Below are 26919 nucleotides of genomic sequence, written 5' to 3' on the forward strand. Positions count from 1 at the left end.
AACGATGGATCGATTCGATGGCCGAGTCGCCCTGATCACCGGTGGAGCCCGCGGCCAGGGCCGTAGCCACGCGGTGGCGTTTGCGGAACGCGGCGCAGACATCGTCCTGTGCGATCGGTGCGCGAACAGCCCGGTGGTCGGCTACCCCCTCGCCACCGAGGCCGATCTCGACGAGACCGCGGAGCTGGTGCGGTCGACCGGACGTCGCTGCATCACAGCGACACTGGACACCGCCGACCGAAGCGCCATGGACGCGCTCGTCACACGAGCCGAATCCGAACTGGGACGAATCGACATTGCCGTGGCAAATGCCGGCGTGTCCGTGGCCGCACCCGTCCAGTCCCTCACCCAGGAACAGTGGTCCGAGGCCATCGGTACCAACCTGACCGGCGTCTTCAACACCGTCGGAGCGGTGGCCCCGGGGATGATCCGCCGCGGATACGGGCGCATCGTCACCGTCTCCTCCATGCTGGGGCGGGCCGGAAATGCCAACATGGCCGCCTACGCCGCATCCAAATGGGGCGTCATCGGACTTACCAAGAGTGCGGCGCTCGACCTCGCACCGCACGGGATCACTGTCAATGCCGTTGCCCCCGGCAACATCTCGACTCCCATGATCCACAACGATTCCCTGTACCGGATGATGCGGCCCGACCTCGACAATCCCGGATCCGACGACGTCGCACCGGTCTTCCGCAGCCTCCACGCCCAGCCCGTGGCGTGGCTCGACCCCGCCGAGATCACCCGCGTCGTTCTGTTCCTCACCGCGGAGGGCAGCGAACACATCAGCGGCATCGTCCTGCCCGTCGACGCCGGGAACGCAGCGCGCGTCACGGGTTGACCGCCGACGGCGCGACAGCACGCACGGCACCCCGCGAGCGTAGTCAGCTCACGGGGTGCCGTATGCGGTTCGGCTGAGATTCAGGCGAGGTCGAACCGGTCGAGATTCATCACCTTGTTCCACGCAGCGACGAAGTCCTGCACGAACTTCTGCTGCGCGTCGGCGGCGGCATAGACCTCGGCGAGAGCACGCAGCTGCGAGTTGGAACCGAAGACGAGGTCGACGGCGGTCGCGGTCCACTTGGTCTCACCGGTGACCCGGTCACTGCCCTCGTAGACGTTCTCGGCCGAGGCGGATCCCTTCCACTCCGTACCCATGTCGAGGAGGTTGACGAAGAAGTCGTTGGTCAACACCGCGGGCCGGTCGGTGAAGACGCCGTGCTCGGTTCGGCCGAAGTTCGCGTTCAGGGCCCGCAAGCCACCGACGAGAACCGTCATCTCCGGAGCGGTCAGGTTCAGCATGTAAGCCCGGTCGACCAGGAGGGCCTCTGCCGGCAACTTTTCGCCCGCTCGCAGGTAGTTGCGGAACCCGTCGGCCCTCGGCTCGAGCACGGTGAACGTTTCCGCGTCGGTCTGTTCCTGCGACGCATCCGTGCGCCCGGGGGTGAACGGGACCGTGATGTCGTGGCCGGCGGCCTTGGCCGCTTTCTCCACAGCTGCGGTACCGGCCAGGACGATCAGGTCCGCGAGTGACACCTTCACTCCGCCGGACTGCGACGAGTTGAAGTCCTGCTGGATCTGCTCGAGGGTCTGCAGGATCGTGGACAGCTCGGTGGGGTTGTTCACCTCCCAGTTCTTCTGCGGCTCGAGCCGGATCCGCGCTCCGTTGGCGCCGCCCCGCATGTCGGTGCCGCGGAAGGTGGCTGCCGACGCCCAGGCGGTGGACACCAGCTGGGAAACGGACAGCCCCGAATCGAGGATCTTGCCCTTCAGCGAAGCGATCTCACTGTCACCGATGAGCGGGTGATCGACCGCGGGAACCGGGTCCTGCCACAGCTGCGCCTCCGGAACCCAGGGGCCGAGGTAGCGCGTGACAGGTCCCATGTCGCGGTGCAGCAACTTGTACCACGCCTTGGCGAACTCCTCGGCGAACTCCTCCGGGTGATCGAGCCAACGCCGAGTGATCTTCTCGTAGGTCGGGTCCATGCGCAACGAGAGGTCCGTGGTGAGCATCGTGGGGTTGCGTCCCGCCGACGAGTCGAACGGGTCGGGGATCGTGCCTGCACCCGCACCGTCCTTGGCGGTCCACTGCCAGGCGCCGGCGGGGCTCTTGGTGAGCTCCCACTCGAAGCCGTACAGCGTCTCCAGGAAGCTGTTGTCCCACTTCGTCGGGGTGGGGGTCCACACGACTTCGAGGCCGCTGGTGATCGCGTCCTTGCCGACGCCGGTGCCGAATGCGCTCTTCCAGCCCAAACCCTGCTGCTCGATCGGGGCGCCCTCCGGCTCCGGGCCGACAAGGTCGGCATCGCCTGCGCCGTGTGTCTTACCGAAGGTGTGGCCGCCGGCGATCAGCGCGGCGGTCTCCACGTCGTTCATCGCCATGCGGGCGAACGTCTCCCGGATGTCGCGGGCCGCTGCCAGCGGATCCGGCTGCCCGTTCGGTCCCTCCGGGTTCACGTAGATCAGACCCATCTGCACGGCCCCGAGCGGACCGGACAGTTCGCGATCACCGCTGTAGCGCTCGTCGCCGAGCCAGGTGTCTTCCGGACCCCAGAACACTTCCTCGGGTTCCCAGACGTCTTCGCGGCCGAAACCGAATCCGAAAGTCTTGAACCCCATCGACTCGAGGGCACAGTTGCCGGCGAAGACGAGCAGATCCGCCCAGGAAATCTGCTTGCCGTACTTCTGCTTGACCGGCCACAGCAGCCGGCGCGCCTTGTCGAGGCTCGCGTTGTCGGGCCAGCTGTTGAGCGGGGCGAAACGCTGGGCACCCTGCCCGCCACCGCCGCGACCGTCGGCGATGCGGTAGGTGCCGGCAGCGTGCCAGCTCATTCGGATGAAGAGCCCACCGTAGTGGCCGTAGTCGGCAGGCCACCAGTCCTGCGAGGTGGTCATCAGATCGATGACGTCTCGCCTGAGCGCCTCGACGTCGAGCTTGGCGAACTCCTCGGCGTAGTCGAAGTCGGCGCCCATCGGGTTGGATTTCGACGAGTGTGCATGCAGCACTGACAGTTCCGGCTGGTTGGGCCACCAGTCGCGGTTCGTCCTCGGACGATGTTCTTTGACCGTGGGGGACGGGATTGCGGGGTTTTCACTTTCACTGGTGCTCTGAGTGTTGCCGTCATGAGCGACCGGGCAGCTATCGGACACAGCATTCCTTCCAGGAGCGAGTAGATCGGGCTGTTATCGCGGTTTTTTTCGCGAAGTGTGTGGTTTCGAGCAGTCGGGGCACAGACCCCAATAGATGACCTCGGCCTCCTCGACGACGAAACCGCCGTCGTCGGACACAGTCAGGCAGGGCGCCTCGCCGACGGCGCCGTCGACGTCGGCGATAACCCCGCACGCCCGGCACACGACGTGATGGTGATTGTCACCGACACGCAACTCGTAGCGTGCGACGGAGCCGGACGGCTCGATCCGCCGCACCAAGCCCACGTCGGTGAGCACATGCAGAACGTCGTACACAGTTTGCCGGGAAACTCCTGGTAGGTGCGTTCGCACGGCATCGAAAATAGTTTCCGTGTCGGCGTGGGGATGCTCGCGGACGCCATCCAGCACCGCCAGGCGAGGGCGAGTCACGCGTAGCTGGGCTGCACGCAACTGCACTTCGTAATCCCGCGTCGAGGGCACCTCACTACTATGACGCACTTTTCTGGAATCAGTCACGATTTTGGATAACCAGATGCACTACTTCTCCGGAACAGCGACTTCTTCGCGCCTCGATCTCGGCTGCCGCTCGTCAATGCGCTGCGTCGAACGCTTCCTGCACCTCTGCGGGAATGCGGCCTCGCGAGGAAATGTCGTACCCGTTCTCCACCGCCCACTCGCGGACCGTACTCGCCTGGGCGCGGCCGCGCGGCTTCGCGCTCGAGGTGGACCGGCCCTTCCGTTCATCGACCCTGGTGGCGTGCTCGATGTAGAAGTCCATGGTGCGCAGGAACTCTCTGGCGTTCTTCGTCTTCAGGTCGATCTCGTAGTCGACTCCGTTGACCGAGAAGGTGATGTGCTCGCCCTTCCCGTCCTCGATGAGGCTCCCGTCGATGTCGTCGACCAATTCCACGACCACTTTCTGCGCCACCCTGAACTCCTTTTGATCTGGTTACAGCCCACAAGACACTACTGCCCACACGCGGTTTCTCGGCCCGGCTTCGGCCCGGTTCGAAGGAATCGGTTCCCCGCGCATCCCCCGGTTGACGGCGTGAAAGGCACAGGGCGGGCGTCGACGGGACCTCCAGGGAACTCACCCCCTGTGCCGGAGCGACGGAAAGATTAGAACCTGTGTCAACTCTATCGTCTCGCGCGCCGTTCGCTGTAGCATTCGGGAATGAGCCGAGTGGGTAGCTACAGCGACGATGACCTGGCCGGTTGGTTGTCGGCTTCGCCGGAGCTGGGTAAGGCACTGGGCGGCTTCACCGATGCCGTTTACAACCGGAACCGGTTACCGTTGCGAGTACGGGAGATTGCACGGATGGCGATCGCAGTGGCGAACGAGTGCGCGGTGTGCCGCGGGGCCCGGGACGGCGGTGGGCCGGAGGCCGGTATCGACGAGCACTTCTACGATCACGTCCTCGAGTGGGAGTCGTGGCCGGGATACGGTGAGCGGGAGCGGACGGCGGCCGAGTTCGCCTACCGATTCGCCACCGACCACACCGCGCTACGCGAAGACGAGGATTTCTGGCAGCGGTGTCATGAACACTTCTCCGACGAACTTCTCACCGACCTCGCCTTGTCGTGCGCGCTGTGGTTGGGAACCGGCCGCGTGCTGCGGGTGCTCGACATCGGTCAGAGCTGCCGGCTCACGCTCTGATCTGTCAATTCCATTCGTGCTGCGGCAGAACGTCGTTCATTATCCGCTGCAGTGCGGGGTTGCGGTTGTCCGCGCGCCAGGCGGCGTTCATCTGCACGGGCCGATCCCGCACCGAGGTGACCGGCCGGAACACCACACCCTCGGGATGCATTGTCTGCGCAGATTCCGGCACCAGCGCCATTCCCAGACCGGAACGCACGAGGACGAGCATCGTATGAACCTGCGTCACATATTGCACGTACCGCGGCGACGCTCCGACGATGGTGAAGGTGCTGATCAGCAGTTCGTGAAAATACCGTGCATCGACGGGTGAATACATGACCACGGGTTGATCGTCGAAGTCCTCCACGGTCAGGTGGTCCTGCTCGGCCAGCGGGTGTCCCTGCGGGAGCGCGGCGACGAGGTTCTCGTGGTGAATGGGCCGGGTGTCTATTCCGGGCCGGGTGAGGATGGGCCGGATCAGTCCGAGGTCCAATTCACCGCTGGTGAGAGCATCGATCTGCACCGACGTCACCATTTCACGGAGATCGATCTTCACATCGGGAAGAGTGTCGCGGGCAGCCTCGAGCAGTCGCGGTAATACCGCGTGGGCCGAGGCGCCGGTGAACCCGACGACCACAGTTCCCAGATCACCCGCGGGTACCCGTCGCACCGTCAGTACCGCGCTCTCCGACAGGGACAGGATGCGGCGCGCGTCGGGCAGGAACGCCGTTCCCGCGGCGGTCAGCGTGACCGATCGGCTGGTGCGGTCGATCAGCTGCACGCCCAGTTCGCTTTCGAGCTGCTGAATTTGCCGGCTCAGCGGAGGCTGAGTCATGTGGAGCCGTTCCGCGGCGCGCCCGAAATGCAATTCCTCCGCGACGGCGATGAAGCATGACAGCCGCGCAAGGGAAAACATCGACCTACTCCTCTGCCGTCGAGCCGGGGCGCTCGTCCGAACAATGTAACGGACCTGCGCACGTGCACCCCGGATCGACGGCCACCCGGTTCACCAGCGTGGGCAGGTGTTCTCGAAAGTCGGATCGATCGACTGCGTGTATCCCGTGTCGTCGCGGTCGCGCACTCCGCAGTCGAGATACTGCTCGTGCAATGCGCCGAGCGCGTCCTCATCGATCTCGACGCCTAATCCCGGCGTCGTCGGCACCGCGACCGCGCCGTCGACGAACTTCAGCACGCCAGGCTTGACCACGTCCTCCGTCTTCCACGGCCAATGCGTGTCACAGGCGTAAGTGAGGTTCGGCGTGGCGCCTGCGAGGTGCACCATGGCGGCCAGGCTGATGCCCAGGTGCGAGTTCGAGTGCATCGACAGTCCCAGGCCGAAGTTGTCGCAGATGCCGGCGAGCAACCGCGACCGCTGGAGGCCACCCCAGTAATGATGGTCCGACAGCACGACCTGAACGGAGTCTTTCAGCACGGCAGGTTTGAGCTGATCGAATGCGACGACGCACATGTTCGTGGCCAACGGCATCTTCGCCTCGCGCGCGACCTCGGCCATGCCGTCGAGTCCGGGCGTCGGGTCCTCCAGGTACTCGACGATGCCGTCGAGTTCCGACGCGACCCGGATCGAGGTGTCGACGGTCCACGCGGCGTTGGGGTCGAGGCGCAGCGGCAGGTCGGGGAACGCGGCGCGCAACGCCCTGATGCCGGCGATCTCCTCCTCGGGTGAGAACACCCCACCCTTGACCTTGATCGCCTCGAAACCGTACTCGCCGATCATCTTCTGCGCCTGACGCACCAGTCCGTCCGCGTCCAGCGCCTCACCCCACTCGTCCGGGTGGGCCCCGGGGTGCCCGGCCCACTTGTAGAAGAGGTAGGCACTGAAGGGCACCGTGTCGCGCACCTTGCCGCCGAGCAGATCGGACACCGGCCGGCCGAGCGCCTTGCCCTGCACGTCGAGGCACGCCACCTCGAGGGGGGAGAACACGCGATCGGTCGTACTGGCGGTGGTGATCATCCCGGCGACCCCGTCACCGCCGGTGATCGACAGCGTGGCAATCTTCGCGTCGATCACCGCCCGAATGGCGTTCAGCGAGAACACGTCGAGTCCGGTAATGGACTCCGCGGCCGCCTGGAGTCGAGCGAGGTGCGCGGTATCCGCGTAGGTCTCACCCAACCCGACGAGACCGCTGTCCGTGTCGAGTTGGATGATCGCACGCAGTGCATATGGTTGATGCACGCCGACCGTGTTGAGTAACGGCGGATCCACGAAGGCGACCGGTGTGATGCGGGCACCGGTGATGCGGATGGGCTCCGAGGACATCAGCGCACCGCTTGAACCGCGAGAGCGTCCGCGAGCGCTGCCCGTCCGGCCGCGGTGATCTGGGCCAGTTCCCGCTTGTGAGCCTCGCTCGGCTGCACGAGCGGCGGGCGCACCGGCCCGGCCTCGAGGCCCTCCATGGTGACGCCGAACTTGACGAGGGACACCGCATAACCCGGCACCTGATCGCGCAGGCGGACCAGAGGATGGAAGAAGCTGCGGAGCAGCGCGTCGGTGAGGTCCTCGTTGCCCGATTCGAGTGCGTCGTAGAAACCGAGAGCCAGTTCGGGTGCAAACGCGAAGGTCGCCGACGAGTACAGCGTGACACCGATGGCCCGGTACGCCTGCTGGGAGATCTCCGCCGTGGGCATGCCGTTGAAGAACAGGAACTGCTTACCCGACGGTGCGAGAGCATCCTTCACGGCGCGGACGATACGCGCGACCTTGTCCAGGTCACCGGTACCGTCCTTCAGGCCGATGACGGTGGGGAACTGGGCCACCGCGACGGCGGACGCCTCGTCGAAACGGGCGTTGCTGCGGTTGTAGACGATGAGGGGCAGGTCGGTGGTGTCGGCGACCGCGCGGGTGTACTCCACCAACCCGGCCTGCGGCATCGTCACGAGATAGGGCGGCAGCAACAGGATGCCGTCGGCGCCGTTGGTCTTGGCGCTCGACGCAAATTCCTTGGCCTGCGCGATCGAGCCGCCCGCACCGGCGAACACCGGGACCCGTCCCGCGACGGCGTCGACGGCCGTGGCCACGATCCTGCCGAACTCCTCGAGCCCGAGGGCGTGGAATTCGCCGGTGCCGCAGGCGATGAAGACGCCACCCGGTCCGGCGTCCACCCCCTTGGCGACGTGCTCGGCGAGCCGGTCGTAGTCGACGTCACCGGATTCGGTGAACGGTGTCACGGGGAAGAACAGGACTCCGTCGAGCATTGGTTTCTCCTTCACGAGTGGATGTCAGTCTTGGGTGAGGCGGCCGTCGATACGACGCCACAACTGTTCGGGGTTGCCGTCGGCGACGGCGGTGGGCAGCAGCGACGGCGGAACATCCTGGTAGGCAACGGGTCGCAGGAAGCGTTCGATCGCCAGCGACCCCACCGACGTAGTGCGCGAGTCGGATGTCGCGGGGTAGGGACCGCCGTGCACCATCGCGTGTCCGACCTCGACCCCGGTGGGCCAGCCGTCGAACAGGATTCGGCCGGCCTTGAGTTCGAGAACGCTCAGCAGGCGTCCGGCCTCGTCCAGGTCTTCCTCGTCTGCGTGGACGCTCGCGGTCAGTTGACCTTCGAGCCTCGCCGCCACGGAGCGCACCTGCTCGGCATCGCGGCACTTGACGACCAGGCTGGAGGCGCCGAACACCTCCTGCTGCAACACGTCCGAGCCCAGGAACGTGTCGGCGTCGCTGCTGAAGAGTGCCGCCCGGCACGAATTGGGTGCGTCCGACTCGGCGCCGCGGGCCTCCACGGTGGCAGCACCCTCGAGGGCGGCAACCCCGTCGGCGTAGGAGCCGGCGATGACCGGGGTGAGCATCGGCGTCGGCACAGTCTCGGCGACGGCCGCATTCGCGGCCGAGACGAACGCGGCCAGGCCGGGACCGTCGACGGCGATGACGAGTCCGGGGTTGGTGCAGAACTGACCGGAGCCGAGCGTCAGGGACGCGACGAATGCGCGACCGAGGTCGGCACCGCGGGTGGCGAGTGCGCTCTCGAGCAGGAACACCGGGTTGATCGAGCTCATCTCCGCGTACACCGGGATCGGTTCCGGTCGCCCGGCGGCTGCCGCCACCAGAGCGGTTCCACCGGAACGGGATCCGGTGAATCCGACCGCCTTGATCCGGGAGTCCTTCACCAGTGCCGTGCCGAGCCCGGGACCGGCACCGTAGAGCAGCGAGAAGGTTCCCGCCGGCATACCGGTGCTCGCGACGGCGTCCGCGATGGCCCATCCGACCAGTTCGGAGGTACCCGGGTGTGCGTCGTGGGCTTTGACGACGACGGGGCAGCCCGCCGCCAGCGCGGACGCGGTGTCGCCACCGGCGACGGAGAACGCCAGGGGAAAGTTGCTCGCGCCGAACACCGCAACCGGTCCGAGCGGGATCTTGCGCTGGCGGATATCGGCCCGGGGCAGCGGGATCCGGTCGGGCTGGGCGGGGTCGATGCGGGCACCGTTCCAGCCACCGTCACGGAGGACGCCGGCGAACAACCGCAGCTGTCCGGACGTGCGGCCCACTTCACCGGTGATGCGACCCTGCGGAAGTCCGGATTCCGCACACGCCCGGGTGACGAGCGTGTCGCCGAGGGCCTCGATGTTGTCGGCAATCGCTTCGAGGAATTGGGCGCGGTCCTCGCTGCTCGTTGCGCGGTACGGCGCGAACGCCTCGTCGGCCGCTGCGCAGGCGGTCTCGACGTCCCGCTCGGTCCCGTGCGCGAAACCCGGTTCCAGCCGCTCGCCGGTGGCGGGGTTGACGCCGTGAATCGTTGGGCCCGTACCCTGCACGGGCTTGCCGGCGATGATCATCTGTCCGGTCACGTCGGTCCGGTTCACCGTTGCTGTCATGATGTGGGTCCTCTAGTTCTCTGCGTTTCGTATGTGCCGCCGGTGAGGGGTCATTTGGCTGCCACGGTTGGCTCGTCGGAGCCCACCTCCGCCAGGTTCGCGACGTCGTCGATGTCTTCCTTGTCGCGCCGGAAGTACGTCACCGCTGCGGCGGCGGCGAGGGCGAAGAGCGACAGCACGACGAGGCCCATCGTCACCGTGCCGGTCTGTTCCTTGATCACCCCGAAGCCGAATGGGGCGACGAAGCCACCCAGGTTGCCGAGCGAGTTGATGATCGCGATCGCCGGTGCCAGCACCATCGGGTGCAGCGTGCGCTGTGGAATCGACCAGAACAGTGGGCTCGCGCTCTTGAAACCCATCGTCGCGACGCACAGCAGCGGAAGCGCCAGCCATGGGGTGACGAACGCGGCGGCCATCGTGCCGACACCGCCGATGAGCAGCGCGGCGACGAGGTAGGGCTTGTGCCTTCCGGTGCGGTCGGCCGAGCGGTTGGAGAAGTACATCGCGAAGATCGCGCAGATCCACGGCAGCGACGACAGCAGCCCGACGGTCACGTCGTTGGTACCGGGGATACGGCGGATGATCGACGGAAGCCAGAACGTGTTGGCGTAGATCGCCATGGTGATCGCGAAGAAGATGCCGCAGCACACCAGGATCCGCGGCTGCAGAAGCAGCTTCCAGCGCGAACCCGACTCGCCACGTTTCACCGACGCCTCACTGCGCAGCACGTCCTCCTCGGCGATGACGGCCTGCAGATCGTGCTTCTCCACGCCGGTGAGCCACTTCGCGTCGTCGATCTTCGAGTCGAGCAACCGGTAGGCGATGCACCCGACGACCACCGACAGCAGTCCCTCCAGCGCGAACATCCACTGCCAGCCGTGATGTCCACCGAGCCCGTCGAGGGACAGCAGCGGTCCGGACAGCGGTCCCGAAATCGCGGCTGCAATAGAGGACCCCGCAATGAACAGTGCCGTAGCGCGGCTGCGGTGGTTGTTCGGCAGCCAGCGGGTGAAGTAGAAGATGATCGCCGGGAAGAAACCGGCCTCGGCGACACCGAGGAGGAACCGCAGGACGTAGAACATCTCCGGGCCGTTGACGAACGCCATCGCCGCCGACACCAGGCCCCACGAGATCATGATGCGGGTGAGCCACACCTTGGCGCCGAACTTCTCCATGAGCACGTTCGACGGCAGTTCGAAGATCGCATAGGCAATGAAGAAGACACCCGCACCGAAACCGTAGGCTGCGGCCCCGATGCCGACATCGGCCTCGAGGTGGGTCTGCGCATAACCGATGTTCGACCGGTTGAGCTGATTGCAGATCAGCATGACGATGAACAACGGCACGACGCGGCGGAAGATCTTCGATACCGCACTGTCGACCGCCGGTGAGACGGCGAGGGGGAGGGTCATCGGTGACTCCTCTCGGTTTCTGGTGTAACGACGGGGCTACCCGGTGCACGCTGGTTCACCGGCGTGACCTGAGTCATAAAGCCACGCTAGAGCCGCGTTCGATACATGTCCAAGTCAAAAAAAGTCGTGATCAATGCTCATATTGAACCGATGTCCGGCGACGGACATCCTCCACGTGCTCGATGAGACTGGTTGCCGTGCAATCCCCACGCGCGTAGCGTATCCAATCGGATACATATGGCGATAGTTGCGGCTGGAAGGACGGAAACGCAGCATGAAAGGAGCAGCACTTCTCGAACGCGTTCGCCGGGCCGCCGGCCTGAGCCAGGACGAACTCGCCCGCCGCGCCCACACCTCACGACCGACCCTTTCGGCCTACGAAAACGGACGCAAGTCCCCATCCCTGGACACGGTGCAACGACTCCTCAACGAAGCCGGCTACGACCTCGACGCCACCCCGCACATCACCTTCCATCCGGTCCCCGGGGCGCGCGGCCGAAACTACCTCGTCCCGGATCGTCTTCCCCGCCTGCCTCTCGAGCGAGCGATGGCGACAGTCGAGTTGCCCCTGGCCTTGAACTGGTCCGATCCCGGGCGCTCGTTTCGGCTGTCCGACCGGTCCGAGCGATCGCGGGTGTACGAGATCGTCCTGCGCGAAGGCACCCCCGACCACGTGCTGACCTACATCGACGGAGCACTACTGATCGACCTCTGGTCCGAGCTCGTCCTGCCTCGTGACCTGCGCATCGCTTGGACACCGGTGATCGAACAGATTCTCCCCGCCCGATGAGCACAGCGGAGCAATCTCGGCACCACCGGACATCGTCGTGCTGACCGAGTTCCAGCTCGAGGTTGCCCAGCTATTCTTCACCCTGCCGGCCAGCAAGGGCTTCCTCCTGGCCGGCGGCGCAGCACTGATCGCCCAGCAACTGAGCACCCGCCCGACACAAGACCTCGATTTCTTCACCGGCCCCGACCGCGGCAACGTCACCAGGGCTCGTGACGAGTTCGAGCAGGCCGCCGACACCCGCGGCTGGCGAATCGATCGCATCCATGACGGGACCACCTTCTGTCGCTTACTCATCCATGGACCCGAACAACTCCTGGTCGACATGGTGCTGGACTCCGCCCCGGGACTACCGGCAACCGCGAGCGTGGCAGGACCGACCTACGCGCCCGAAGAACTCGCCGGCCGCAAACTCATCGCCCGACCGCGCCGAAGCCCGCGACTTCTCCGACATCTACGCACTCTCGGCCATCTACGACAAACAAACACTGCTGACGCGGGCAGCCGAGATCGACGCCGGGTTCGACCCGCAGATACTCGCCACGATGTTCGACACCCTCCAGCGATTCCCCGACCACGCGATCCCTACCGCCGCCGCCGAGATACCCCAACTTCGTGCCTTCTTCGCCGCCTGGGCACAACAACTCCGACACTGACCACGAAACCCGAGAACGCCCCTCGAATCTGCGACGGGGGTTCACTGTATGCGGATGGGCGCGCAACGCTGGGGCATCAGATGGCGCCCAGCGCCGCTTGGACCGGGTATACCGGCATGTATGGGCGTTATTCACCGATTAGTGCCGCCGCCGACATCGACATCCAGCCGGCACCGGCCGACCCAGTCACCCGTGGCCGTGTTCCTCGCCGAAACCCGGGGGAGCCGCAGCGAACTCGTCCGCGCCGTACTCGAGGCCACCCGCACGGTGCGCCACAACGGGCCGCCCACGCGGTCGCCGACCGAGTAGCGTCGCCTGCGTGACCGACTCCGCCGAGCGGACAGACTCAGGCGCCGACTTCGAGTTTCTCCGTACTACCCGGGACCATTTCCCCCAGCTTCAGAAGTGGCTACGCGAACCCCACGTCGCGCGGTTCTGGAATCACGAGACATCGGACGCCGATATCGAGCGGGACTTCGGGGGAAGTATCGACGGCACCGAACCATGTGAGGACTTCCTGATTGTGCGCGGTGGCCGCCCTCTCGGGTTCATCCAGCGGTATCGACTCGCCGACTACCCCGAAGACATCGCACTGCTCACCGCACTCGTCGAGGTGCCGGATGGGAGCTTGTCGATCGATTACTTCATCGGCGACCCGGAACACATCGGCCGCGGCGTAGGAACTGCCATGATCAGGGCTTTCGTGGACAAGTGCCGCGCGGACTCACCCGGCGCGACAGCAATCATCGTTCCCGTCGTCGTACCGAATCGTGCGTCCTGGCGGGCACTGGAGAAGGCCGGCTTCCGCCGCGTCGGTGCGGGCTACCTCCCGCCTGACAACCCCATAGACGACGGGGCCCACTACATCAGCAGGCTGGATCTGCGCTCGGCATGAGAAATGCGGCGACCGCGGAACGTCTTGCGGTAGGCCGACGGTGGGACGCCGAGCACGGCACCCATGTGCTGGCGCAAGGACGCCGTCGTACCGAAACCGACCTCGCGAGCGATGACGTCGACGGACAGGTCGGTGGTCTCGAGGAGTTGCCGGGCGCGGTCGACCCGGTGGGTAGTCAACCAGCGGTTCGGGGTGGTGCCGACCTCTTCACCGAACCGCCGGGTAAAGGTGCGAACGCTCATGTTCGAGTGTGCAGCCATCCGGGTCAGCGTCAACGATTCCCCGAGCCGCTCCAAAGCCCAGTTCCGGGTGGCCGCGGTGGACTCCGCACCGGCAGCCGGAATCGGCCGCTCGATGTACTGCGCCTGCCCGCCGTCGCGCCACGGCGGGACGACGCATCGGCGCGCCACCTGATTGGCCAGGTCGGAGCCGTGGTCTCGGCGCAGGATGTGGAGGCAGAGGTCGAGTCCGGCGGCGACGCCCGCCGAGGTGAGGATCTGTCCCTCGTCGACGAACAGGACGTCGGGATCGACCAGGACCTGCGGGTACGTCCGCTGGAAGTGCTCGGTGTTGCGCCAGTGGGTGGTGGCGCGCAGACCGTCGAGGAGACCCGCCGCGGCGAGAATGTAGGAGCCGGTGCAGATGGAGACGTATCGCGTGCCGGGCCGGACGAACCCGAGTGCCGCCTCGATATTCGGCGGCAGACGGCCTTCGTCGTAGGCGGGGCCGAGTTCGTACGACGCGGGAATCACGACCGTGTCGGCCTCGGCGAGCAGCTCAGGCCCGTGATCGACGGATATCGAGAAGTCGGCATCCGACCGCACCGGTCTGCCGTCGGCCGTGCACGTCTGTACCTCGTACAGCGAATTGCCATCCGCGTCGTGCGCCCGGCCGAAGACGCGCGAGGGGATGCCGAGTTCGAACGGGATCACACCGTCCAAGGCGAGCACGACCACCCGATGACGTTCGACCATGGCCAGATTCTTTCACATGTTGGCATTCCGGCAACTTTTTCGGCGGGACGCCGTCCCGCAGACTTATCGTCGTGACGTCCGACATCGCGCCACCGGCACCCCCGGCCCGAATAGCCCCGCCCCGCCTGCACTACGCCTGGTTGGTGGCGATGGTCGCTTTCCTCGCTCTGGTGGGGGCGGCAAGTTTCCGTGCTGCGCCGTCCATCCTCATCGACCCGTTGCACGAGGACTTCGGCTGGTCGCGGGCGAGCATTTCCTCCGCGGTGTCGATCAACCTGGTGCTGTACGGGTTGACGTCGCCGTTTGCCGCAGCTCTGATGGAGCGGTTCGGCATGCGCCGGGTTGTGACGGCGGCGCTCGTCCTCGTGTCTGCCGGCAGTGGGCTGACCATCTTCATGACCGCCACCTGGCAGCTGGTGCTGCTGTGGGGTGTATTCGTCGGTTTAGGCACCGGTTCGATGGCGCTCGCGTTCGTCGCCACCGTGGTCGATCGCTGGTTCGTGGCGCGGCGCGGTCTGGTCACGGGCATCCTCACCGCTGGGAGCGCGGCGGGACAGCTGGTGTTCTTGCCGATCCTCGCCGTGCTCGCCGAGCGATACAACTGGCAGACGGTGGCGCTGACGGTGTCGTTCGCGGCCCTCGCCGTCGTCCCGCTGGTGCTGGTGTTTCTCCGCAATCGGCCATCGGATGTCGGTACGGTGCCGTACGGCGCCGGGCCCGACTACCTCGCGGAACCACCCGCACCGACCGGCCGCGGTGGTGCTGCGGGCCGGGCCGTCACCGTGTTGTTCTCCGCGGCCCGCACGCGGGTCTTCTGGCTGTTGGCGGGCACCTTCGCGATCTGTGGTGCAAGCACCAATGGTCTGGTGGGCACCCATTTCGTGCCCGCCGCCCACGATCACGGCATGCCGACCACCGCGGCGGCGAGCCTGCTCGCCGTCATCGGAATTTTCGACGTCGTCGGGACCATCGCGTCGGGGTGGTTCACCGACCGGTTCGATTCGCGCAAGCTGCTCGGCATCTATTACCTGTTGCGCGGTCTCTCCCTGATGCTGTTGCCGATCCTCTTCGCGAGCACAGTTCACCCCCCGATGATCGCGTTCGTCATCTTCTACGGCCTCGACTGGGTGGCCACGGTGCCCCCAACAGTTGCCCTCTGCCGCAAGCACTTCGGCGCCGATGCGCCGATCGTGTTCGGCTGGGTGCTGGCCTCGCACCAGATCGGGGCCGGCATCGTCGCGTTTCTGGCGGGGTTTGTGCGCGACGAGTTCGGTCGATACGACGCCGCGTTCTACGTTGCCGGGGGTCTGTGTGCGATCGCCGCTGTCATGTCGCTGGCCATCGTCGCGAAGGCGCCGCGCGCGATCGCCTGAGGTCACGGTTACGCGGCCTGGGCGAATCCGCCTCCTCGACGCCGCCTCGCTTCCTAAGATCCATGTATGGCAGCTCAACGCGCATCGGACGAGGTCGTCGACCACTCCAAGATCGAGAATCGGGCACCGTCGGTGGCCGCAATGTTCATCAATCGGGTAGCCACATCGCCGAGTCACGAGGCGTTCCGCTACATCCGACCCGGGAACGGTGACGAGTGGGTGAGCGTCACCTGGTCCGAGGCCGGTGATCGTGTGCGCAACCTCGCCGCCGGCCTGATCTCGCTCGGGGTGCAGGCCGAGCAGCGCGTGGCGCTGGCTTCCGCCACCCGCTACGAATGGGTGCTGGCCGACCTCGCGGTGATGTGCGCCGGCGCCGCCACCACCACGGTGTATCCCACGACGACCGCTCCCGATGTGGCCTACATCGTCGCCAACTCGGGGAGCCGTGTCGTCATCGCCGAGGACGACTCGCAACTGGCGAAGCTGCGGGACAATCGCACTGAGCTCACGGATGTCGAGAGGGTCGTTTTGATCGACGGCACACCCGGCGAAGGCGACGACTGGGTGATCACGTTCGAGCAGTTACACGACCTCGGCGCCGAATTACTGGCAGAGAAGCCGGATGCGGTGAACGAGCGGATCGACGCGATCAAGCCGGATGATCTGGCCACCCTCATCTACACCTCCGGGACAACCGGAAAACCGAAAGGCGTGCGTCTTCCGCATTCGGCGTGGACCTATGTGGCGGCCGCGATCGACTCCACCGGTCTACTCGATCCCGACGACCTGCAGTATCTGTGGCTACCGCTCTCGCACGTCTTCGGAAAGGTGCTGCTCGTCCTGCCACTGCAGATCGGCTTCGCCACCGCGGTCGACGGACGGGTCGACAAAATCGTCGAGAATCTTGCGGTAGTGCGCCCGACCTTCATGGGCGCCGCCCCCCGGATCTTCGAAAAGGCCTACGCCCGCATCGTCTCCACCGTCCACGAAGAGGGCGGTGTGAAAGCGAAGATCTTCGACTGGGCCATCGGGGTCGGACTCGCGGTGTCCAGGGCCAAACAGGCAGGAAAGAGCCCATCCCTGCTCGAGTCGGTGCAGCATGCACTCGCAGATCGGTTGGTGTACAGCACGATTCGGGAGCGGTTCGGTGGACGCCTGAAATTCTTCATCTCCGGATCCGCTGCGCTCAATCGTGATGTCGCCCAATGGTTCGACGCCGTCGGCATCAAGGTTCTCGAGGGTTACGGACTGAGCGAGACCAGCGCGGCATCCTTCGTCAACCGGCCGTCGGCCTACCGCTTCGGAACGGTCGGCTGGGCTATCCCCGGAACCGAGACGAAGATCGGCGAAGACGGTGAAATTCTGATCAAGGGCCCCGGCGTGATGAGCGGCTATCACGAGAACCCGGAGGCGACTGCGGAGGCGTTGACCGAGGACGGCTGGTTCCGCACCGGTGACATCGGTGAGATCGACGAAGACGGCTACCTGCGGATCACCGACCGCAAGAAGGACATGTTCAAGACGTCCAACGGCAAGTATGTGGCACCGTCCGCGGTGGCCTCCACCTTCAAGGGCATTTGCCCCTACGTCGGCGAGCTGATCGTCGACGGTGAGGGCAAGTCGTACTGTGTCGCGCTCATCTCCCTCGACGCCGAGGCCATCGGCGAATGGGCGAAACATCACGGTATGGGCGACAAGTCGTTCTCCGAGATCGCGCAGGCACAGGAGACACGCAACCTGATCGGCGGCTATGTCGAAGAGCTCAACGCCGGACTCAACCGGTGGGAGCAGATCAAGAAGTTCCAGATTCTCGATCGAGAATTGACCGTCGAGAACGGCGAAATCACGCCGAGCATGAAACTCAAGCGCAAGGTTGTGATGAACAACTTCTCCGACGAACTCCAGGATCTCTACAGCTGACTTGACCCTCACGCGGCGTCAGGCCCCACGGTAGAGACGTGAGCGAGAAACACACAGTAGGCGTCGTCGCCAAGCTGGTCGGAGTGAGTGTGCGCACGCTGCATCACTACGACGAGATCGGCTTGGTGACGCCGTCGGACCGCACACCCAGCGGGTACCGCAGCTACTCGGATGCAGACGTCGAACGTCTTCACCGCGTCCTGACGTACCGGGCGCTGGGTTTCCCTCTCGAGGAGATCGCAGCCCTTCTCGACGACCCGGCCGTGGATGCCCTCGCGCATCTGCGGCGACAGCACGAACTGCTGAGCGAACGGATCGATCGCTTACACGAGATGGCTGCCGCCGTGGAGAAGATGATGGAGGCGAAAAGCATGGGCATTCAGCTCACCCCCGAAGAGCAGAACGAAATCTTCGGTGCCGACTGGCCGGGTGAAGAGTACGCCGCAGAGGCCGAGGAACGATGGGGCGACACCGACGCGTGGAAGCAATCACAGCAGCGCACGGCCAAGTTCGACAAGAAGGACTGGCAGCGCATCAAGGCCGAGGGCGACGCTCTCGAGGCGAAGCTCGCCGAAGCGATGGCGGAGGGCGTCGAACCCGGCTCGGATCGTGCGAACGCCCTGGCGGAGGAACACCGCGCCGGAATCGCGAAGTTCTACGACTGTGACCACCCGATGCAGGTGAACCTCGCCGAGATGTACGTCGCGGACGATCGTTTTCGTCAGCACTACGACGACATCGCGCCCGGGTTGGCGCAGTTCGTTCGCGACATCATTGTCGCGAACGCCGAGCAGCAATGACGGGACGGGGTGCGTTTCACGCACCCTAGGGCATCTAGTTCCGAATGCGATTGGAGGCCAATCTAAGTGGGCCCCACAACCCGACCCCGGAGGTATCGCATGTCCCACTCGAAGATCCGTACCGCAGTCGCCGTCGCCGCGGCGGCACTCGCTGTCACAGCTGCGGCGGCAGGACCTGCCTTCGCGGTCGGCCCCGTGTCCCAGGCAAGCCCCGCCCACACCTTGCCGATTGCCCCGCAACCACAGCCGCAGCCGAAGCCGGACTGTCCGCCGGTAGTCAGGGCCGCCGTGCCGCTCGCCAGCTCCGCACCGAACACCGGCACCGGTCCCACGATGCCGAAGCCCTGCCCCGGTCGTCCCGGGGGCGGAACAGGTGGCGGAACGGGAACCGGCGGTGGGACTGGCGGCGGGACGGGCGGAGGTGGTGGGCCCAAGTAACCCGCGCGGCTGACGGACCGAATGGAGCGAACTCGACGGCACACTGCCGTCGAGTTCGTTTCCGCATGTCGGCACTATTCTGAAACCCATGGCCGATCCGCAGCGTCCCAGTCCCAGCCAGTACGTCGGGTATCTGTTCGGTCGCACGCTTCCGGACTCCATGCAGGAATGGGTCCGCAACGACCTCGTGGGTCCCGGCGCCTCCGTGCGGTACGTCCTTCGATTCATGCTTCCGGTCGTCGCAGTACTGTTGCTGTTCCTTCTCATACCCGGTCCGATCTGGGTCCCCTTGGCCATGATGGCGCTGCTCCTGCTGCCGCTGTTGTACTTCGCGGTCGCGTTGATGAACATCTATCGTCGGCACCGTCTTCTCAGTCACGGACTCGACCCCGACCTCCTCACGGCGAAGGCTCAGCGCCGGGCCGACCGCACCCGAGAGGACTATGAAAAGCGCCATGGCCGTGGGGTGGAGTGACGCAGCACACGTGAGCGATCGATAAGTAGTGCGTTAAAGTGGCGACGTCCGAGTGGTAGCCCCACGAGCCGCGCACCCCTGAGGGTGACCGCAGGTTCCGACAGCCTCGACGGGAAGCAGTTCTAGATGACAGTCACAGATTCGGCGGTTACGCCCGATATTCACACGACCGCGGGAAAGCTCGCCGACCTGCGTAATCGTCAGGCCGAGGCGCAGCACCCCAGCGGTGAAGCAGCGGTCGAGAAGGTCCACGCGAAGGGCAAGCTCACCGCCCGCGAACGCATCACCGCCCTGCTCGACGACGGCAGCTTCGTCGAACTCGACGCCCTCGCCCGCCACCGCAGCGTGAACTTCGGCCTCGCCGACAACCGCCCCGTCGGCGACGGCGTCGTCACCGGCTACGGCACCATCGACGGCCGCGACGTGTGCGTCTTCTCCCAGGACGCCACCGTCTTCGGCGGCTCCCTCGGCGAAATCTACGGCGAAAAAATCGTCAAGGTCATGGACCTCGCCCTCAAGACCGGCCGCCCCCTGATCGGCATCAACGAAGGCGCCGGCGCCCGCATCCAGGAAGGCGTCGTCTCCCTCGGGTTGTACGGCGAAATCTTCCACCGCAACGTCCAGGCCTCCGGCGTGATCCCCCAGATCTCGCTGATCATGGGCCCCGCCGCCGGCGGCCACGTCTACTCCCCCGCCCTCACCGACTTCGTCGTGATGGTCGATAAAACCTCCCAGATGTTCGTCACCGGCCCCGACGTGATCAAAACCGTCACCGGCGAAGACGTCACCATGGAAGACCTCGGCGGCGCACACACCCACATGGTCAAATCCGGCGTCGCCCACTACGTCGCCTCCGGCGAACAAGACGCCCTGGATTACGTCAAGGACCTGCTGTCCTACCTGCCCAGCAACAACCAGGCCGCCGCCCCCCGCACCCAGCCCACCGACCCGATCCCCGGCGCCATCGAAGACTTCCTCACCGACGAGGACCTCGAACTCGACACCCTGATCCCGGACTCGGCGAACCAGCCCTACGACATGCACGAGGTGATCCGCCGGATCCTCGACGACGACGAATTCCTCGAAGTCCAGGCCGAACGCGCCGGCAACATCGTCGTCGGCTTCGGCCGCGTCGACGGCCGCAGTGTCGGGATCGTCGCGAACCAGCCCACCGTCTTCGCCGGCTGCCTCGACATCGACGCCTCCGAAAAAGCCGCCCGCTTCGTGCGCACCTGCGACGCGTTCAACGTCCCGATCATCACCCTCGTCGACGTCCCGGGCTTTCTGCCCGGCACCGACCAGGAGTTCAACGGCATCATCCGCCGCGGCGCGAAACTGCTCTACGCCTACGGCGAGGCCACCGTCGGGAAGATCACCGTGATCACCCGCAAGGCCTACGGCGGCGCCTACGACGTGATGGGCTCCAAACACATGGGCGCCGACGTCAACCTGGCCTGGCCCACCGCCCAGATCGCCGTCATGGGCGCCTCCGGCGCCGTCGGCTTCGTCTACCGCAAACGCCTCCTCGAGGCCGCCAAGAACGGCGACGACGTCGACGCACTGCGCCTGCAACTGCAACGCGAATACGAAGACACCCTCGTCAACCCCTACGTCGCCGCCGAACGCGGCTACGTCGACGCCGTCATCCCGCCCTCCCACACCCGCGGACAGATCGTGGCCGCCCTGCGCCTCCTCGAACGCAAAATGGTCACCCTCCCGCCCAAGAAGCATGGAAACATTCCGCTATGAGCGGCGGCGAATCATTCGGCACTATGACCGCCGAACTTGTGGTCGACGAGGTGTTCGACGAGATCGCGTCGGGAGTCGCGATGACCGAACAGGCACCGGCGGCGCCGGTCGTGACGTTCCGGGGGAACCCGAGCGATACGGACATCGCCGCGGTGCTGGCGGTCTTCGCGGCACTCGCCTCGGCGGGCTCCACCGCGGACGCTCCCGTTTCCGACGAAGACCCGTGGGGCACACCAGCTCTCATCCTGCGCCGACAGGTGGCCGCCGCCGCGGTACTAGTCAACGCAGGCTACTGACACTTGCAGAAAAGGGAAGACATTTCGATGAGTAGTGCACGTATTTCCAAGGTGCTCGTCGCGAACCGCGGTGAGATTGCAGTGCGGGTGATCCGGGCCGCCGCCGATGCCGGGTACACCAGTGTCGCGGTCTACGCCGAACCCGACGCCGATGCCCCGTTCGTGCGCCTGGCCGACGAAGCGTTCGCGTTGGGTGGGCAGACCTCCGCCGAATCGTATCTGGTGTTCGACAAAATCCTCGACGCCGCCGCGAAGTCCGGTGCCGATGCCATCCACCCCGGCTACGGCTTCCTCTCCGAGAACGCCGACTTCGCCCAGGCCGTGATCGACGCCGGCCTGATCTGGATCGGCCCCTCCCCGCAATCGATCCGCGACCTCGGCGACAAGGTCACCGCCCGGCACATCGCCGAAAAAGCGAAGGCCCCGATGGCCGCCGGCACCAAAGACCCGGTCAAAAACGCCGACGAGGTCGTCGCGTTCGCGAAGGAATACGGGGTTCCGGTCGCGATCAAGGCCGCGTTCGGCGGCGGCGGCCGCGGCATGAAGGTCGCGCACACCATCGAAGAAATCCCCGAACTGTTCGACTCCGCCACCCGCGAGGCCGTCGCCGCGTTCGGCCGCGGGGAATGCTTCGTCGAACAATATCTGGACAAGGCCCGCCACGTCGAAGCCCAGGTCATCGCCGATCAGCACGGCAACGTCATCGTCGCCGGCACCCGCGACTGCTCCCTGCAGCGCCGCTTCCAGAAACTCGTCGAGGAGGCCCCCGCCCCGTTCCTCACCGACGACCAACGCAACCGGATCCACACCTCCGCCAAGGCCATCTGCAAAGAGGCCGGCTACTACGGCGCCGGCACCGTCGAATACCTGGTCCAGGGCGATACCGTCTCCTTCCTCGAGGTCAACACCCGCCTGCAGGTCGAACACCCGGTCACCGAGGAAACCGCCGGCATCGACCTGGTGCTGCAACAGTTCAAGATCGCCAACGGCGAGAAACTCGACATCCTCGAGGACCCCACCCCCCGCGGGCACGCCTTCGAGTTCCGGATCAACGGTGAGGACGCCGGCCGCGGGTTCCTGCCCGCCCCCGGCCCGGTCACCAAGTTCGTCCCGCCCACCGGCCCCGGTGTGCGGATGGACTCCGGTGTGGAAACCGGGTCGGTGATCGGCGGCCAGTTCGACTCGATGCTCGCCAAACTCATCGTCACCGGCGCCACCCGCGACGAGGCCCTCGCCCGCGCCCGCCGCGCCCTCGCCGAATTCCAGGTCGAGGGGCTGGCCACGGTCATCCCGTTCCACCGGGCCATCGTCTCCGACCCCGCGTTCATCGGTGACGGCACCGGCTTCGACGTCTACACCAAGTGGATCGAAACCGAGTGGAACAACCAGATCGAACCGTTCACCGGCGGCCAACCGGTCGACGAGGACGACTCTCTGCCCCGGCAGAACGTGGTCGTCGAGGTCGGCGGCCGCCGCGTCGAGGTGTCCCTGCCCGGCCAGTTCAGCCTCGGCGCCCCCACCACCGGCGGTAATGGTGCCGTCCGGAAGAAGCCGAAGGCCCGCACCCGCGGCGGCGCCGGTGGCGGTGCCGCCTCCGGTGACGCCGTCACCGCCCCGATGCAGGGCACCGTCGTCAAGGTCGCCGTCGAGGAAGGCCAACAAGTCGCCGAGGGCGACCTCATCGCCGTCCTCGAGGCCATGAAGATGGAAAACCCGGTCAACGCCCACAAGGCCGGCATCGTCACCGGCCTGACCGTCGAACCCGGCGCCGCCATCACCCAAGGCACCGTCCTCGCCGAGCTGAAATAGCTTGTGAGTACTTCTCAGCCCGTTGTTGAGAAGTACTCACGGGTGGCGGCCGTGGACAGCGGCCGCCACCCCGGTACAAGGTCGCGAAAGCGGACACCTTCCCCGAAACGCCCCATGTGCAGCGCACTCCGGGTATGAAGAGCACGGATACCGCCTCACCTTCAAGAGTTTTCGGGTGCGATGATCCGGAAACTCCTGCGGTCGAACTGTTCTCGAACACGCGGTGAAGATCCATCGACTCACCCCTTCCCTGCCGTAACGTGACTGCGGTCTGAGACGCCGTCGACAGGAAGGGATCGTGCATGAACTTCTCGCGAGCGACCATGACCATTGCCGCGTTGGCCGGTGCGGCCACGGTAGGGCTGGCTCCCACAGCAACCGCAGCCACCGCATACCAGATCAACGTTCTGCCCCCGATCGGCACCGTCTACGCCAACAACCTCGTGACGCTCGGCGTACTCGTGATGCCGACACCGACCGGCGAAGACGGCACCACACCGGTCCTTCTCGAACTCACGGAACCAGACGGTGACGTGACGACCCGGACCCTTCCCCTCACGCTCGGTGGCGCCACGGTCGCAACCCGCGTCCATGAGGCCGGCCGATACGTCGCCGAGTTCACCTACGACCCACCCAACAGCGACGAACCGGCCACCACTACAACAGAATTCGACGTCGTCGAGGGACCGAGTCTGGGTTCCTAGATCGGATTCGGGCCGAAGCCAGGGGCACCGCCGGTCACACTTCGGCGGTGCGCCTGCGCTTCGGTTTGGTGGGGGCTACCGTGGATCCGACGGTCTTCATGGCGATCTCTACATACTTGCGGGCCACGGCGTCCGGGGTCAGCTTGCCTTCGGCGTGGTACCACCGCGGAATAGACTGGCACATCCCGAGCAGCGCCCGCGTGGTCTCCGCGGCATCGGCGACGTCGAAGAGCTCCCGCTTCTTGCCTTCCTTGACGATCTCGAGGACCAGTTCTTCGACACCCTTGCGGACCGTGCTGTACCGCTGCCGGTTCTCCGGGCTCAGGTAGCGCACCTCGCTTTCAAGCGCCGCCAGACGGGATCGCATGGTCATCCGCAGCACGATTGCCTCGATGACATTGGCGAGTCGCTGAACGGGGTCGTCCCCGCCGTCGGCACTCGCCGCGTGCGCCCGTTCCAGCACGTCGCTGGTGGAAAGCTCCAGGAGAGCGAGGAGAACGGCTTCCTTGTTTTCGTGGTGGTAGTAAAGAGCGGGTACCGTGACACCGACTCGGCGGGCGATGTCCCGTACCGAGGTGCCGTGGAAGCCGTGTTCGTAGAATGCGTCGAGAGAGGCGCTGAGGATCGGCGTCAACTTCGTGGGTTCGAGGCGGCGCCAGTCTGCTGCATTGCCGACCACGGTGGGCGTCGCACCCTTGGATGAGCTGACCATGATGACCTATCTACCGCTCGCTATGCCAGGACGCGTCAAGTGTAGCTGTTGCGGTACTACGCCAAGGGCTGCAGCGAGGGGGCCCGGTGGTGCCTGTCATGGCAATGGTCACGGCACGCGCTCGCCGCAGAGTCGTCCCACTATCCTGACGCCTATGACTGAACCCGTGGCAACCGCAGACCTGGCAGACGAGATCGGCCCCGACATCCGAAGCTGCGACACGCAGTTCCTCCAGTTCGGTGGGCGCGACGTGTTCTCCGGACCGATCACCACGATCAAGTGCTTCCAGGACAACCTGCTGGTCAAGCAGACGCTGAGCGAGCCGGGCAACGGTGGAGTACTGGTCGTCGACGGCGGCGCCAGCATCCATACGGCACTGGTCGGAGACATCATCGCCGGCCGCGGCGTCGACAACGGCTGGGCCGGGGTGATCGTCAACGGTGCGGTTCGCGACTCGGCGATCCTGAAGACCCTCGACATCGGCGTCAAGGCGCTGGGCACTAATCCCCGCAAGAGCACCCAGACCGGATCCGGCGAGAAGAACGTTCCCCTCGAAATCGGCGGAGTGACCTTCAACCCCGGCGAGACCGTGTACAGCGATCAGGACGGTGTCGTCGTTCGCTGACCGACCGCTGATCGCGCGAGTGACCGGCCCTGACGTAGAGACCCATCCCCGAGGAGGCGTTGATGTCGGACGACATTCGTACCAAGGTCGCAGAGCTGATGCCTACGGCTAGGGACGAACTGGCGGCGCTCGTCGCCCTGCGTTCGGTGGCCGATCCACGGCAATTCCCGCTCGAGGAGTGCCGCCGCGCGGCCGAATGGGTGAAGGACGCGTTTCTCGGGGCGGGGGTGGGGTCCGTCGATCTCCTGGAGACGTCCGACGGATCCCTCGCCGTGGTCGGCCACGAGCCGGCGCCTCCGGGCGCACCCACCGTCCTGCTGTACTGCCACTACGATGTTCAGCCGCCCGGCGACGAGACACTGTGGCACAGCGAGCCGTTCACGCTGACCGAACGTGACGGCCGCTGGTACGGGCGCGGCGCTGCGGACTGCAAGGGCAACCTCGTCATGCACCTGCTGGCGCTGCGAGCACTCGGCACCCCCTTCCCGGTCGGGATCCGCATCGTCGCCGAAGGTTCCGAGGAAATGGGCACCGGCGGGCTGGAGAATCTCGTCGAAGAACGGCCGGAGTTGTTCGCCGCCGACATGATCCTCATCGGCGACACCGGCAATTCCGAAGCCGGAAATCCCACCGTCACCACCACTCTGCGCGGAATAGCGAACGTCGTCGTGCACGTGGAAACCCTGGCCGGTGAAGTTCATTCGGGGATGTTCGGTGGTCCCGCCCCCGACGCGGTGGCGGCCCTCGTCCAGATGCTGTCGACGCTGCGCGACCGGGACGGGAACACGGTGGTCGACGGCCTCGCATCGGACCAGACCTGGACAGGGGTCGACTACCCCGCCGAGCGGTTCCGTGCCGACGCCGGCGTCCTGGACGGGGTCGGGCTCGCCGGTACGGGCTCGGTCGCCGACGCGGTGTGGGCGAGACCCGCGCTGACCGTGCTCGGCATCGACTGCCCACCGGTGGTCGGATCGGCCGCGGCCGTCACGCCCCGGGCATCGGCCCGGCTGAACCTGCGGGTGCCGCCCGGAATGGACCCCCGGGAAGCACAGGACGCCCTGGTCAAACACCTCGAGAACGCCGCGCCGTGGGGTGCGCGCGTGACGGTGGAACGTGAAGCGGTGGGCTCGCCGTTCCGGGCAACGACCGACGGCCCCGGCTACGCCGCCCTCGGCAAGGCGATGGAAGAGGCCTTCGGCAAGCCGATGGGATCCGTCGGCCAAGGCGGCTCGATCCCGTTGTGCAATGTCTTGGCCGACATGATCCCGAACGCCGAGATCGCCCTGATCGGGGTGGAGGAACCGCGCAGCCGGATCCACGCGCCCGACGAGAGCGTCGATCCCGGCGAGATCGAGAAACTCGCCGTCGCCGAAGCGACGTTCCTGCAGCGGTTCGCGGCCGACACCGCCCGGCGTCAGGCCTGAGAGCTCACCTGCGCCGTCATCCCCCCGATCTCGACGACGTCACCGTCACGAAGCTGCCGCCCGCGGCGGACCTCGACTTCGCCGTTCACCGACACCAGACCGTCAGCGATCACCTCTTTGGCCTCGGCCCCCGACTCGATGAGGTTGGCGAGCTTGAGGAACTGGCCGAGACGAATGGATTCGTCGCGGATCGGCACGGCTTCGTGAATGTCGGACATGCCTCTATCTTCCCTCTTCACCACGAACAG

Annotated in this window: 28 protein-coding genes; 15 read left to right on the plus strand and 13 right to left on the minus strand. The window is 65.9% G+C overall.

The features are described from left to right. Positions 1-4 precede the first annotated feature (4 nt). Positions 5-841 carry a mycofactocin-coupled SDR family oxidoreductase gene (locus L1080_RS25865; protein ID WP_159918511.1) on the plus strand — a complete coding sequence of 279 codons (837 nt, stop codon included), beginning with the start codon at positions 5-7 and terminating at the stop codon, positions 839-841. An 80-nt stretch (positions 842-921) separates the two neighbouring features. Here the strand turns inward: L1080_RS25865 and katG are convergent, their stop codons facing one another. The 3 genes from katG to L1080_RS25880 all read right to left on the minus strand — a co-directional run bounded on the left by katG (position 922) and on the right by L1080_RS25880 (position 4078). Beyond that, entirely contained in the window at positions 922-3150 is a 2229-nt protein-coding gene (gene katG / locus L1080_RS25870) for a catalase/peroxidase HPI (protein WP_250775327.1), read from the minus strand. 33 nt (positions 3151-3183) lie between these two features. Beyond that, positions 3184-3630 carry a Fur family transcriptional regulator gene (locus L1080_RS25875; protein WP_250775329.1) on the minus strand — a complete coding sequence of 149 codons (447 nt, stop codon included), beginning with the start codon at positions 3628-3630 and terminating at the stop codon, positions 3184-3186. A gap of 109 nt (positions 3631-3739) precedes the next feature. Further along, positions 3740-4078 carry a histone-like nucleoid-structuring protein Lsr2 gene (locus L1080_RS25880; RefSeq protein WP_159918508.1) on the minus strand — a complete coding sequence of 113 codons (339 nt, stop codon included), beginning with the start codon at positions 4076-4078 and terminating at the stop codon, positions 3740-3742. A 246-nt stretch (positions 4079-4324) separates the two neighbouring features. Here L1080_RS25880 and L1080_RS25885 point away from each other — a divergent pair, with 246 nt between their 5' ends. Then, positions 4325-4807 (plus strand): carboxymuconolactone decarboxylase family protein, encoded by a 483-nt coding sequence (locus tag L1080_RS25885; protein WP_250775331.1) that lies wholly within the window; start codon positions 4325-4327, stop codon positions 4805-4807. Between the two features lie 4 nt (positions 4808-4811). On the opposite strand, the gene L1080_RS25890 is transcribed toward L1080_RS25885, so the two are convergent. The 5 genes from L1080_RS25890 to L1080_RS25910 all read right to left on the minus strand — a co-directional run bounded on the left by L1080_RS25890 (position 4812) and on the right by L1080_RS25910 (position 11034). Then, positions 4812-5705, minus strand: coding sequence for a LysR family transcriptional regulator (locus L1080_RS25890; protein WP_159918506.1), 894 nt, complete (start codon positions 5703-5705; stop codon positions 4812-4814). A gap of 90 nt (positions 5706-5795) precedes the next feature. Further along, complete coding sequence (locus L1080_RS25895) at positions 5796-7067, minus strand: glucarate dehydratase family protein (RefSeq protein ID WP_250775334.1); 1272 nt, start codon at positions 7065-7067, stop codon at positions 5796-5798. Beyond that, positions 7067-8002 carry a 5-dehydro-4-deoxyglucarate dehydratase gene (locus tag L1080_RS25900; RefSeq protein ID WP_250775336.1) on the minus strand — a complete coding sequence of 312 codons (936 nt, stop codon included), beginning with the start codon at positions 8000-8002 and terminating at the stop codon, positions 7067-7069. Before L1080_RS25900 ends, L1080_RS25895 begins: the two co-directional genes overlap by 1 nt. A 24-nt stretch (positions 8003-8026) precedes the next feature. Next, complete coding sequence (locus L1080_RS25905) at positions 8027-9622, minus strand: aldehyde dehydrogenase (NADP(+)) (RefSeq protein WP_250775338.1); 1596 nt, start codon at positions 9620-9622, stop codon at positions 8027-8029. Positions 9623-9672: 50 nt separating this feature from the next. Next, complete coding sequence (locus L1080_RS25910; protein ID WP_250775340.1) at positions 9673-11034, minus strand: MFS transporter; 1362 nt, start codon at positions 11032-11034, stop codon at positions 9673-9675. A gap of 274 nt (positions 11035-11308) precedes the next feature. Here L1080_RS25910 and L1080_RS25915 point away from each other — a divergent pair, with 274 nt between their 5' ends. Then, a complete protein-coding gene (locus L1080_RS25915) occupies positions 11309-11824 on the plus strand; it encodes a helix-turn-helix domain-containing protein (RefSeq protein ID WP_159918501.1) in 516 nt (171 codons plus the stop codon). 70 nt (positions 11825-11894) lie between these two features. Here L1080_RS25915 and L1080_RS25920 read toward each other — a convergent pair whose 3' ends face one another. Further along, the gene (locus L1080_RS25920) at positions 11895-12089 is read right to left on the minus strand and encodes a hypothetical protein (RefSeq protein WP_201453486.1); all 195 of its coding nucleotides are present in this window, start codon (positions 12087-12089) and stop codon (positions 11895-11897) included. Positions 12090-12120: 31 nt separating this feature from the next. Here L1080_RS25920 and L1080_RS25925 point away from each other — a divergent pair, with 31 nt between their 5' ends. Both L1080_RS25925 and L1080_RS25930 read left to right on the plus strand, forming a co-directional pair. Then, on the plus strand, positions 12121-12477 hold the full coding sequence (locus L1080_RS25925; protein WP_201453485.1) for a hypothetical protein: 357 nt from the start codon (positions 12121-12123) through the stop codon (positions 12475-12477). A 319-nt stretch (positions 12478-12796) separates the two neighbouring features. Beyond that, positions 12797-13372: a GNAT family N-acetyltransferase gene (locus L1080_RS25930; RefSeq protein WP_250775342.1), complete on the plus strand. Its 576-nt coding sequence runs from the start codon at positions 12797-12799 to the stop codon at positions 13370-13372. On the opposite strand, the gene L1080_RS25935 is transcribed toward L1080_RS25930, so the two are convergent. Then, entirely contained in the window at positions 13339-14346 is a 1008-nt protein-coding gene (locus L1080_RS25935; protein WP_250775345.1) for a GlxA family transcriptional regulator, read from the minus strand. The genes L1080_RS25930 and L1080_RS25935 overlap by 34 nt on opposite strands. 71 nt (positions 14347-14417) lie before the next feature. On the opposite strand from L1080_RS25935, the gene L1080_RS25940 reads away from it, so the two are divergent. The 3 genes from L1080_RS25940 to L1080_RS25950 all read left to right on the plus strand — a co-directional run bounded on the left by L1080_RS25940 (position 14418) and on the right by L1080_RS25950 (position 18439). Further along, complete coding sequence (locus tag L1080_RS25940; RefSeq protein WP_250775347.1) at positions 14418-15719, plus strand: MFS transporter; 1302 nt, start codon at positions 14418-14420, stop codon at positions 15717-15719. Between the two features lie 66 nt (positions 15720-15785). Then, positions 15786-17639, plus strand: a complete 1854-nt coding sequence (locus L1080_RS25945; protein ID WP_250775349.1) for an AMP-dependent synthetase/ligase — start codon at positions 15786-15788, stop codon at positions 17637-17639. 38 nt (positions 17640-17677) lie between these two features. Continuing rightward, entirely contained in the window at positions 17678-18439 is a 762-nt protein-coding gene (locus tag L1080_RS25950) for a MerR family transcriptional regulator (RefSeq protein ID WP_250775351.1), read from the plus strand. Between the two features lie 62 nt (positions 18440-18501). Here the strand turns inward: L1080_RS25950 and L1080_RS25955 are convergent, their stop codons facing one another. Continuing rightward, a complete protein-coding gene (locus L1080_RS25955; protein ID WP_459031763.1) occupies positions 18502-18762 on the minus strand; it encodes a hypothetical protein in 261 nt (86 codons plus the stop codon). Between the two features lie 203 nt (positions 18763-18965). Here L1080_RS25955 and L1080_RS25960 point away from each other — a divergent pair, with 203 nt between their 5' ends. The 5 genes from L1080_RS25960 (at position 18966) to L1080_RS25980 (ending at position 23910) form a co-directional block, all read left to right on the plus strand. Next, positions 18966-19352 carry a DUF5313 family protein gene (locus L1080_RS25960; protein ID WP_109325471.1) on the plus strand — a complete coding sequence of 129 codons (387 nt, stop codon included), beginning with the start codon at positions 18966-18968 and terminating at the stop codon, positions 19350-19352. Between the two features lie 126 nt (positions 19353-19478). Continuing rightward, on the plus strand, positions 19479-21101 hold the full coding sequence (locus L1080_RS25965; protein ID WP_159918494.1) for an acyl-CoA carboxylase subunit beta: 1623 nt from the start codon (positions 19479-19481) through the stop codon (positions 21099-21101). A 23-nt stretch (positions 21102-21124) separates the two neighbouring features. Then, positions 21125-21397 (plus strand): acyl-CoA carboxylase epsilon subunit, encoded by a 273-nt coding sequence (locus L1080_RS25970; RefSeq protein WP_236603331.1) that lies wholly within the window; start codon positions 21125-21127, stop codon positions 21395-21397. Positions 21398-21424: 27 nt separating this feature from the next. Next, on the plus strand, positions 21425-23206 hold the full coding sequence (locus tag L1080_RS25975) for an acetyl/propionyl/methylcrotonyl-CoA carboxylase subunit alpha (RefSeq protein WP_159918493.1): 1782 nt from the start codon (positions 21425-21427) through the stop codon (positions 23204-23206). A gap of 302 nt (positions 23207-23508) precedes the next feature. Continuing rightward, on the plus strand, positions 23509-23910 hold the full coding sequence (locus L1080_RS25980) for a hypothetical protein (protein WP_159918492.1): 402 nt from the start codon (positions 23509-23511) through the stop codon (positions 23908-23910). A 34-nt stretch (positions 23911-23944) separates the two neighbouring features. On the opposite strand, the gene L1080_RS25985 is transcribed toward L1080_RS25980, so the two are convergent. After that, on the minus strand, positions 23945-24622 hold the full coding sequence (locus L1080_RS25985) for a TetR/AcrR family transcriptional regulator (RefSeq protein WP_159918491.1): 678 nt from the start codon (positions 24620-24622) through the stop codon (positions 23945-23947). Between the two features lie 154 nt (positions 24623-24776). On the opposite strand from L1080_RS25985, the gene rraA reads away from it, so the two are divergent. Next, entirely contained in the window at positions 24777-25247 is a 471-nt protein-coding gene (gene rraA / locus L1080_RS25990; RefSeq protein ID WP_109325459.1) for a ribonuclease E activity regulator RraA, read from the plus strand. Between the two features lie 62 nt (positions 25248-25309). Next, on the plus strand, positions 25310-26671 hold the full coding sequence (locus L1080_RS25995) for a dipeptidase (protein ID WP_250774154.1): 1362 nt from the start codon (positions 25310-25312) through the stop codon (positions 26669-26671). On the opposite strand, the gene L1080_RS26000 is transcribed toward L1080_RS25995, so the two are convergent. Next, the gene (locus tag L1080_RS26000; RefSeq protein WP_159918489.1) at positions 26662-26889 is read right to left on the minus strand and encodes an RNA-binding S4 domain-containing protein; all 228 of its coding nucleotides are present in this window, start codon (positions 26887-26889) and stop codon (positions 26662-26664) included. The two genes, L1080_RS25995 and L1080_RS26000, sit on opposite strands and share 10 nt — an antisense overlap. Between the last annotated feature and the right edge of the window lie 30 nt (positions 26890-26919).

Origin of the sequence: Rhodococcus sp. MSC1_016, from assembly GCF_023667485.2 — a bacterium.
GTDB classification, from domain to species: domain Bacteria; phylum Actinomycetota; class Actinomycetes; order Mycobacteriales; family Mycobacteriaceae; genus Rhodococcus_F; species Rhodococcus_F oxybenzonivorans.

Coding starts and splice junctions, on each gene's coding strand:
- L1080_RS25900 (WP_250775336.1), bottom strand. CDS start 8,002: ATGCTCGACGGAGTCCTGTTCTTCCCCGTGACACCGTTCACCGAATCC.
- L1080_RS25910 (WP_250775340.1), bottom strand. CDS start 11,034: ATGACCCTCCCCCTCGCCGTCTCACCGGCGGTCGACAGTGCGGTATCG.
- L1080_RS25925 (WP_201453485.1), top strand. CDS start 12,121: ATGGACCCGAACAACTCCTGGTCGACATGGTGCTGGACTCCGCCCCGG.
- L1080_RS25960 (WP_109325471.1), top strand. CDS start 18,966: ATGGCCGATCCGCAGCGTCCCAGTCCCAGCCAGTACGTCGGGTATCTG.
- L1080_RS25865 (WP_159918511.1), top strand. CDS start 5: ATGGATCGATTCGATGGCCGAGTCGCCCTGATCACCGGTGGAGCCCGC.
- L1080_RS25980 (WP_159918492.1), top strand. CDS start 23,509: ATGAACTTCTCGCGAGCGACCATGACCATTGCCGCGTTGGCCGGTGCG.
- L1080_RS25895 (WP_250775334.1), bottom strand. CDS start 7,067: ATGTCCTCGGAGCCCATCCGCATCACCGGTGCCCGCATCACACCGGTC.
- L1080_RS25885 (WP_250775331.1), top strand. CDS start 4,325: ATGAGCCGAGTGGGTAGCTACAGCGACGATGACCTGGCCGGTTGGTTG.
- L1080_RS25945 (WP_250775349.1), top strand. CDS start 15,786: ATGGCAGCTCAACGCGCATCGGACGAGGTCGTCGACCACTCCAAGATC.
- L1080_RS25995 (WP_250774154.1), top strand. CDS start 25,310: ATGTCGGACGACATTCGTACCAAGGTCGCAGAGCTGATGCCTACGGCT.
- L1080_RS25975 (WP_159918493.1), top strand. CDS start 21,425: ATGAGTAGTGCACGTATTTCCAAGGTGCTCGTCGCGAACCGCGGTGAG.
- L1080_RS25935 (WP_250775345.1), bottom strand. CDS start 14,346: ATGGTCGAACGTCATCGGGTGGTCGTGCTCGCCTTGGACGGTGTGATC.
- L1080_RS25970 (WP_236603331.1), top strand. CDS start 21,125: ATGACCGCCGAACTTGTGGTCGACGAGGTGTTCGACGAGATCGCGTCG.
- L1080_RS25890 (WP_159918506.1), bottom strand. CDS start 5,705: ATGTTTTCCCTTGCGCGGCTGTCATGCTTCATCGCCGTCGCGGAGGAA.
- L1080_RS25920 (WP_201453486.1), bottom strand. CDS start 12,089: ATGGATGCGATCGATTCGCCAGCCGCGGGTGTCGGCGGCCTGCTCGAA.
- rraA (WP_109325459.1), top strand. CDS start 24,777: ATGACTGAACCCGTGGCAACCGCAGACCTGGCAGACGAGATCGGCCCC.
- L1080_RS26000 (WP_159918489.1), bottom strand. CDS start 26,889: ATGTCCGACATTCACGAAGCCGTGCCGATCCGCGACGAATCCATTCGT.
- L1080_RS25905 (WP_250775338.1), bottom strand. CDS start 9,622: ATGACAGCAACGGTGAACCGGACCGACGTGACCGGACAGATGATCATC.
- L1080_RS25985 (WP_159918491.1), bottom strand. CDS start 24,622: ATGGTCAGCTCATCCAAGGGTGCGACGCCCACCGTGGTCGGCAATGCA.
- L1080_RS25915 (WP_159918501.1), top strand. CDS start 11,309: ATGAAAGGAGCAGCACTTCTCGAACGCGTTCGCCGGGCCGCCGGCCTG.
- L1080_RS25965 (WP_159918494.1), top strand. CDS start 19,479: ATGACAGTCACAGATTCGGCGGTTACGCCCGATATTCACACGACCGCG.